This window comes from Thermomonospora sp. CIF 1 (assembly GCF_001896795.1).
Classification (GTDB): Bacteria; Actinomycetota; Actinomycetes; order Streptosporangiales; family Streptosporangiaceae; genus Thermomonospora; species Thermomonospora curvata.
Genome location: NZ_MOYN02000002.1, coordinates 190,987 through 197,916, shown reverse-complemented (window position 1 = coordinate 197,916; position 6,930 = coordinate 190,987). Strand labels below are relative to the sequence as shown.

Here is a 6,930-nt window from a genome sequence, read left to right as displayed (position 1 = left end):
CTCGGCGACTACCGGCATCCGGCGGGCGTCATGCCGCCCCGGGACGGGCTGGTGGTGGGGTACGGCACGCCGCCCGAGCACGGGTTCGCGGCGGCGGTGGACGCTCTGGTGCGGGCGCTGCCGTCCGCCAGCGCCGGTCACGGACAGTAATCGTCGATCGGAGTGTGGCGTGCGCCACCTTATCGCCCTATGATGCGAATCACCCTTGGTCACCTCGGCGATGCCGCTACGCTGACGCCAGCGGCCGTTGGTGAGGTCGTAACCGTTGGATCGGGGGACGTTTGGTCACTCCTCGTAACGTTCCCGGCGTGACCTTGCCGAACGGACGCATCGAGGTTCACGGGCATCGAGGCGCACGCGGGTTGCGGCCGGAGAACACGCTTCCGGGTTTCGCGCACGCCCTCGAGCTCGGCGTGGACGCCATCGAGCTGGACGTGGGGCTGACCGCCGACGGAGTGGTGGTCGTCAACCACGACCAGTCGCTGTCTCCGGTCACCACCGCCGACACCGTGCCGGTCGTCCCCGACGACCCGCTGTTCCCCTATGTGGGCCGCGAGTTGCGCGACCTCACCCTCGCCCAGATCAAGACCGTGGAGGCGGGGGTGCGGCGGCTGGGCCCCGATCAGGACCGCGACCCGTTCGTGCTCACCCAGCTTCCGGTGCCCGGCACGCGGGTGCCGACCCTCGCCGAGGTCTGCGCCCTGTTGCAGGATCTGCACGCCGTCCGGCTGGCCGTGGAGCTCAAGACCGATCCGGGCTGGCCGGACGATGAGATCCGCCGTTTCGTCGCCGCCGTCGCCGCGGTCCTGGCGGACTTCGACCTGCTGCCGTCGTCCCGTCTGCTGGCGTTCGACTGGCGGGTGCTGCTCGAGGCGCACCGCCAGGTCCCGCAGGTCACCCGGGTCGCGTTGTTCGATCGGGAGACCCTCGCCCCCGACGGCGGGTGGCTGGCCGACCTGTCCCCGGAGGATCCGGCCGCCGCCGCGGTCGCCGCCGGCGCGGGGATCCTCTCCCCCGAGCACGGTCTGGTGACCTCGCAGCTGGTCCACGACGCCCACGGCCTGGGCCTCCCGGTGGCCGTGTGGACGGTGAACGACCCCGCCGACATGGCCCGTTTCGTCGAGTACGGCGTGGACGCCATCGTGACCGACTATCCCGACCGGCTCCGCCGGGTCCTCGCCGAGCACGACCTGCCGCTCCCCGAGCCCTGCGTCCCCGCCTTCATCCCCTGACCGTCCCCGACCGGCCGCCCGCGCGGGATCCCCCTCCCGGCCCGGGGATCCCGCTCACAGCCAGCCGTTCTTGCGGAAGCCCCGGTACAGGGCCAGGCACATGACGGCGATGACGGCCAGCACCGCCAGATATCCCCACTCGGTGTGCAGGGCGGGCATGTTGTCGAAGTTCATCCCGTACACGCCGGTGACGGCGGTGGGGAGCATGATGATGGCGCCCCAGGCGGAGATCCGGCGCATGTCCTGGTTGTCGGCGACCGTCACCTGGGTCATGTGGGCCTGCAGGATCGGGTTGAGCAGCTCGTCGTAGGACTCGACCTGGTCGCGGACCCGGGTCAGGTGGTCCTCGACGTCGCGCAGATACTCCTTGATCTCCGGCGGGACGAAACGCCGGCCGGCCAGGTTGCGCAGCGGCCCGGCGAGCGGCCCCACGGCGCGCTTGAGCTGGATGACCTCGCGCTTGAGGCGGTAGATCCGGCGGGACTCGTCGGTCCGGCCGGGGGAGAAGACGGCCTCCTCGACCTCGTCGATGTCGTCCTGGACGGCCTCGGCGACGCACATGTAGCCGTCCACCACGTGGTCCACGACGGCGTGCACGACGGCGGTGGGGCCGAGGTTGAGCCGCTCGGGGTCGGCCTCCAGACGGCGCCGGACGCGGGCCAGGTCGCCGTGGCGGCCGTGCCGGACGGTGACCACGAAGTCGGCCCCGCAGAAGATCATGATCTCGCCGGTCTCCACGACGTCGCCGTCGTGCTGGCCGGCGCGGTCGGCGAGCCCGAGCGTCTTCATCACGAAGAACTGGACGTCGTCGTAGCGCTCGAGCTTGGGCCGCTGATGGGCGTGGATGGCGTCTTCGACCGCCAGCGGGTGCAGGCCGAAGACGGGGGCGAGGCGCTCCAGCTCGGCGGCGTCGGGCTCGTGCAGCCCGACCCACACGAAGCCCATGCCGTTGTCGTTCTCGGCGAGCTCGCCGTCCCGGACCAGACGCACGGCGTCGGCGATGGTCTCGGTGTCGACGCGCTGTCCGTCGATGTAGGCGGCCCAGTCGATGACCGCCGAGGTGCGCGGCTGGGGGACGGGTTCGGGAGCAGTGCGGTTCGGACGTGCCAGTGGCTTGAGCAGCGCCATGGTCGCCCGACGGGGGCGAACGCGAGTCATGGCCATCGCTGGTGCTCCTTCCCTCCGGCCGCGAGCACGCAAAGCGCGCTCGACCTGCGCGTTCAGCGGAGGGAGCGCACGACGGCTGCGGCCGGACGCCGGACAAAGGCGGACGGATGAACGGTCACGCTCGGACTGTGCGGGATCTCTGCCGTACTGCAAGGATCACCAGAGCTCATTCCGACCACCTCCTTCCGTGCGACGGCGTCAGGGCACACAACCTCAAAAGGCTATCAACCACAGGGAAAGACGCCCTGTTCCGGGCGAAGGTTGTCACGCCGTGCCAAGACGTCTTCGCCGGCACCGGCGTTCGCACACGAGCATTCATACACGACCGGGCCCCGCCGAACCCGGCGAACGCCGGGTTTGTCGCGGGCGCCACGCGAACTCCGCGCGGGCTCCGGACGGGCGCCGGACGGGCTCCGGACGGGCTCCGGACGGGCGCCGCGCGAACTTCCGTGCGGGCGCCGGACGGACTCCGCGCGGACTCGGTGTCGCGGCCCGCTAGGCTCATCCGACGTGCGCATCCTCGTTCTCGGATCCGGCGGGCGCGAGCACGCCATCGTCCGCGCCCTGCATCTCGACCCCGCCGTCGCCGACCTGCACGCGGCCCCCGGCAACCCGGGCATCCGGGAGCTCGCCGAGGGCCACGCGATCGACCCGGCCGACCCGGCCGCGGTGACCGCGCTGGCCGCCCGGCTGCGTCCGGACCTGGTGGTGGTCGGCCCGGAGGCGCCGCTGGTCGCCGGGGTGGCGGACGCGCTGCGCGCAAGCGGGGTGCCGGTGTTCGGCCCGGATCGGGAGGCGGCGCGGATCGAGGGGTCCAAGGCGTTCGCCAAGGAGGTCATGGCCGCGGCGGGCGTGCCGACCGCGAAGGCGCGGGTGTGCACCGCGCCCGAGGAGGTGGAGGCGGCGCTGACGGAGTTCGGCCCGCCGTATGTGGTCAAGAACGACGGGCTGGCCGCCGGGAAGGGCGTGGTCGTCACCGAGGACCGTGGACTGGCGGTGCGTCACGCGCGGTCCTGCGGCCGGGTGGTGATCGAGGAGTATCTGGACGGGCCGGAGGCGTCGCTGTTCGCGCTCTGCGACGGGACCACGGCCGTGCCGCTGATGCCCGCCCAGGACTTCAAGCGGGCCTACGACGGCGACGAGGGCCCCAACACCGGCGGCATGGGGGCCTACACCCCGCTGCCGTGGGCTCCGGAGGGACTGGTGGACGAGGTGATGAGCACCGTCGTCCGGCCCACCGTCACCGAGCTGCGCCGCCGGGGCACCCCCTATGTCGGCGTGCTGTACGCGGGGCTGGCGCTGACCTCCGCGGGCGTGCGGGTGGTGGAGTTCAACGCCCGGTTCGGCGATCCGGAGACCCAGGTGGTGCTGGACCGGCTGGCGACCCCGCTGGGCGGTCTGCTGCACGCGTGCGCCACCGGGGGCCTGGCCCCCGAGCAGCGGCTGGAGTGGCGGCCGGGGGCGGCGGTGACGGTCGTGGTGGCCGCGGAGGGATACCCGGCGAGCCCGGTCAAGGGCGATCCCGTCACCGGGCTGGAGGAGGCCGCCGCCGTCGAGGGCGCGTACGTGCTGCACGCGGGCACCGCGGTGAACGAGGACGGTGTCCTGGTCTCCGGCGGCGGCCGGGTGGTGAACGTCGTGGGCACCGGCCCGGACCTGGCCGTGGCCCGGCGGACCGCCTATGCGGCCGTGGAGAAGATCCGGCTGCGCGGCTCCCACCACCGGGGCGACATCGCCCGCGCGGCGGTCGAGCGGGCGCGCGGCTGACGGCCTCGCCCCTCCGGCGCCTCGGTCAGGCCGCGGCGGTGGAGGAGGCCGCGACGGTCAGGCGGTCGACGGCGGCGGAGAGCCCTTCGGCGACCTCGGGGTCGTCGGCGGGGTCGAGGTCGCCGAAGCGGCCGAGCGAGTCGGGGACGGCCAGCTTCACGTCCTCCAGCACGGTGCCGCCGGCGATGCGCACGGCCTTGCGGATCTCCTCGTGCGCCCACACCCCGCCGTAGCGGCCGAGCGCGGTGCCGACCACGGCGACCGGCTTGCCGGCGATGGCGCCGGCGCCGTAGGGGCGGGAGAGCCAGTCGATGGCGTTCTTCAGCACGGCCGGGATCGAGCCGTTGTACTCGGGCGAGACCAGCAGCAGGGCGTCGGCCTCGCGCACGGCGGCGCGGAGCCGGGCGGCGGGCTCGGGCTGGGCGGTCTCGGTGTCGATGTCCTCGTTGTAGAAGGGCAGCTCGCCCAGTCCCCCGTACAGGTCGACCCGCACGTTCTCGGGGGCGAGGCGGGCGGCGGCCTCGGCGATGCGGCGGTTGTGGGAGCCGGCGCGCAGGCTGCCGACGAGCGCGAGGACACGGACGGTCATGAAAGCCTCCCGAAACAGATGCGCAGATAACCGGACCGCAGTCCGCTTACATGTCGCCCCACTATAACCGGACCTCGGTCCGTTTATTCCCGGCGCAGGCTACGCTGTGGACATGACCACACCCCCGCGACCCCTCTCCTCCGGCGATCCCGGACGGGTCCTGACGGTCCTCACCTCCCGCGGCGCCCCCGCCCGGCTGCGGGCCGACGCCGCCCGCAACCGCGCCCGCCTGCTGGAGGCCGCCGACCGGCTGGCGAGCGAACGCGGAGTGGCCAACCTCACGATGGAGGCCGTCGCCGCCGCCGCCGGCGTCGGCAAGGGCACCGTCTTCCGGCGGTTCGGCGACCGCTCCGGGCTGCTGGCGGCGCTGCTGGACCACCGTGAACGGCAGCTGCAGAACGCGCTGCTGTACGGCCCGCCCCCGCTCGGCCCGGGCGCCCCCGCCCTCGAACGCCTGCGCGCCTTCGGCCCGGCCGTCATGCGCCACGAGCACGCCCACCACGACCTGTACCTGGCCCTCGGCGCCGACACCAGCCGCCGCTACACCACCCCGGTCTATGAGTTCCGCTTCGCCCACGTCCGGATGCTGCTGCGCGGGATCGGCTCCTGCGGCGACCCGGACCTGATCGCCCATACGCTCCTGGGCTATCTGGACAGCACCTTCGTCGACCATCTGGTCACCCGCCGCGGCATGAGCCTGCGGCGCCTGGAGGCCGGCTGGTGCGACCTCGTCGACCGCCTCACCGCCGCCCGCGGGGCGGGCGCAGCGGGCGCCGCCGCCCCCGGCGACCGGGTGCACCGCCCATCACAGCAGGTGTGACCTCCTCATAGACTCCTCGTGTGATCGAGCGGTACACCCTTCCGGAGATGGGGCGCGTCTGGAGCGACGCGCACAAGTACGAGCTGTGGTGCCGGGTGGAGACCCTCGTGGTCGAGGCCCACGCGGCGGCGGGGACCATCCCGGCCGACGTGGTGGAGCCCATCCGCAAGGCCCCGCCGCCCACCCCGGAACGGGTGCGCGAGATCGAGGCCGTCACCCAGCACGATGTCATCGCGTTCCTGACCGCCTGGGCCGACAACACCGAGCCCCGCGAGGCCGCCGCCTACGTGCACTTCGGCATGACCTCCTCGGACCTGCTGGACACCGCGCTGGCGGTGCAGCTGGTCGAGGCCACCGACATCCTGCTGGAGAAGGCGGACCGGCTGGTGGCGGTGCTGCGCGACCACGCCCTGGAGCACCGCCACACCCTGCGGGTGGGCCGCACCCACGGCATCCACGGCGAGCCGGACGTGTGGGGGCACCGGGTGGCGGACTTCGCGTTCGCGATGGCCCGCTCCCGCGACCGGCTGCGGCGGGCCCGCGAGTCGGTGGGCGTGATGGCCATCTCCGGGGCCGTGGGCACCTACTCCAACATCGACCCCGCCGTGGAGCGGTACGTGGCCGAACGGCTCGGCCTGCGGCCCGCCGACGTGTCCACCCAGGTGGTGATGCGGGACGGCATCAGCGAGTGGGTGTCGGCGCTGGCGATCATGGCGACGGTGTGCGAGGCCATCGCGCTGGAGGTGCGGCACGGCCAGCGCACCGAGGTCCGCGAGCTGTGGGAGCCGTTCGGCAAGGGGCAGAAGGGCTCCTCGGCCATGCCGCACAAGAAGAACCCGATCCTCTCGGAGCGGCTGGCCGGGCTCGGGCTGGCGCGGATCGTGCGGGCGCAGATCGTGCCGGTGCTGGAGGGCATCCCGCTGTGGCACGAGCGGGACATCTCCCACTCCTCCACCGAGCGGATCGCGCTGCCGGACGCCTCGATCGCGCTGGACTACATGCTGAACCTGACCATCAAGCTGATGTCGGGCCTGGTGGTGGACGCCGAGCGGATGCGGGCCAACCTGGAGTCCACCGGCGGGCTGATCTACACCTCCACGGTGCTGCTGGAGCTGGTGGAGATGGGCATGTCCCGCGACGACGAGGCCTACCCGCTGGTCCAGAAGGCCGCGATGGAGACCTGGGAGACCGGCACCCCGTTCCGCGAGACGCTGCGCAAGCACGCCGCCGCGGCGGGGCTGACGCTGGATGAGGCGCGGCTGGACGAGGTGTGCCGGCCGGAGCGGTTCGTCGAGCGGCTCGGCCCGGTCTTCGACCGCCTGGCCGCCCTCTCCTGACCCCCAGCGCGCAGAAAG

The 6,930-nt window shown here is 73.0% G+C and carries 6 protein-coding genes; 4 read left to right on the top strand and 2 right to left on the bottom strand.

Annotated elements, in window-relative coordinates; all coding sequences use genetic code 11:
• Positions 1-308: 308 nt before the first annotated feature.
• Positions 309-1,232 (top strand): glycerophosphodiester phosphodiesterase family protein, encoded by a 924-nt coding sequence (locus tag BUE48_RS00985; protein WP_241661091.1) that lies wholly within the window; start codon positions 309-311, stop codon positions 1,230-1,232.
• A gap of 54 nt (positions 1,233-1,286) precedes the next feature.
• Here the strand turns inward: BUE48_RS00985 and BUE48_RS00980 are convergent, their stop codons facing one another.
• Positions 1,287-2,396 (bottom strand): magnesium and cobalt transport protein CorA, encoded by a 1,110-nt coding sequence (locus BUE48_RS00980; RefSeq protein WP_206664021.1) that lies wholly within the window; start codon positions 2,394-2,396, stop codon positions 1,287-1,289.
• 513 nt (positions 2,397-2,909) lie between these two features.
• On the opposite strand from BUE48_RS00980, the gene purD reads away from it, so the two are divergent.
• Positions 2,910-4,166: a phosphoribosylamine--glycine ligase gene (purD, locus tag BUE48_RS00975; RefSeq protein ID WP_286988361.1), complete on the top strand. Its 1,257-nt coding sequence runs from the start codon at positions 2,910-2,912 to the stop codon at positions 4,164-4,166.
• A gap of 25 nt (positions 4,167-4,191) precedes the next feature.
• On the opposite strand, the gene BUE48_RS00970 is transcribed toward purD, so the two are convergent.
• Entirely contained in the window at positions 4,192-4,755 is a 564-nt protein-coding gene (locus BUE48_RS00970) for an NADPH-dependent FMN reductase (protein ID WP_140175468.1), read from the bottom strand.
• 112 nt (positions 4,756-4,867) lie between these two features.
• Here BUE48_RS00970 and BUE48_RS00965 point away from each other — a divergent pair, with 112 nt between their 5' ends.
• Positions 4,868-5,575 (top strand): TetR/AcrR family transcriptional regulator, encoded by a 708-nt coding sequence (locus BUE48_RS00965; protein WP_286988360.1) that lies wholly within the window; start codon positions 4,868-4,870, stop codon positions 5,573-5,575.
• 20 nt (positions 5,576-5,595) lie between these two features.
• Positions 5,596-6,912 (top strand): adenylosuccinate lyase, encoded by a 1,317-nt coding sequence (gene purB, locus BUE48_RS00960; RefSeq protein ID WP_286988359.1) that lies wholly within the window; start codon positions 5,596-5,598, stop codon positions 6,910-6,912.
• Positions 6,913-6,930 lie beyond the last annotated feature (18 nt).

Bases quoted from the DNA above. Each gene is read 5' to 3' on its own strand.
- BUE48_RS00980 (WP_206664021.1), bottom strand. From the start codon at position 2,396: ATGGCCATGACTCGCGTTCGCCCCCGTCGGGCGACCATGGCGCTGCTC.
- BUE48_RS00970 (WP_140175468.1), bottom strand. From the start codon at position 4,755: ATGACCGTCCGTGTCCTCGCGCTCGTCGGCAGCCTGCGCGCCGGCTCC.
- BUE48_RS00965 (WP_286988360.1), top strand. From the start codon at position 4,868: ATGACCACACCCCCGCGACCCCTCTCCTCCGGCGATCCCGGACGGGTC.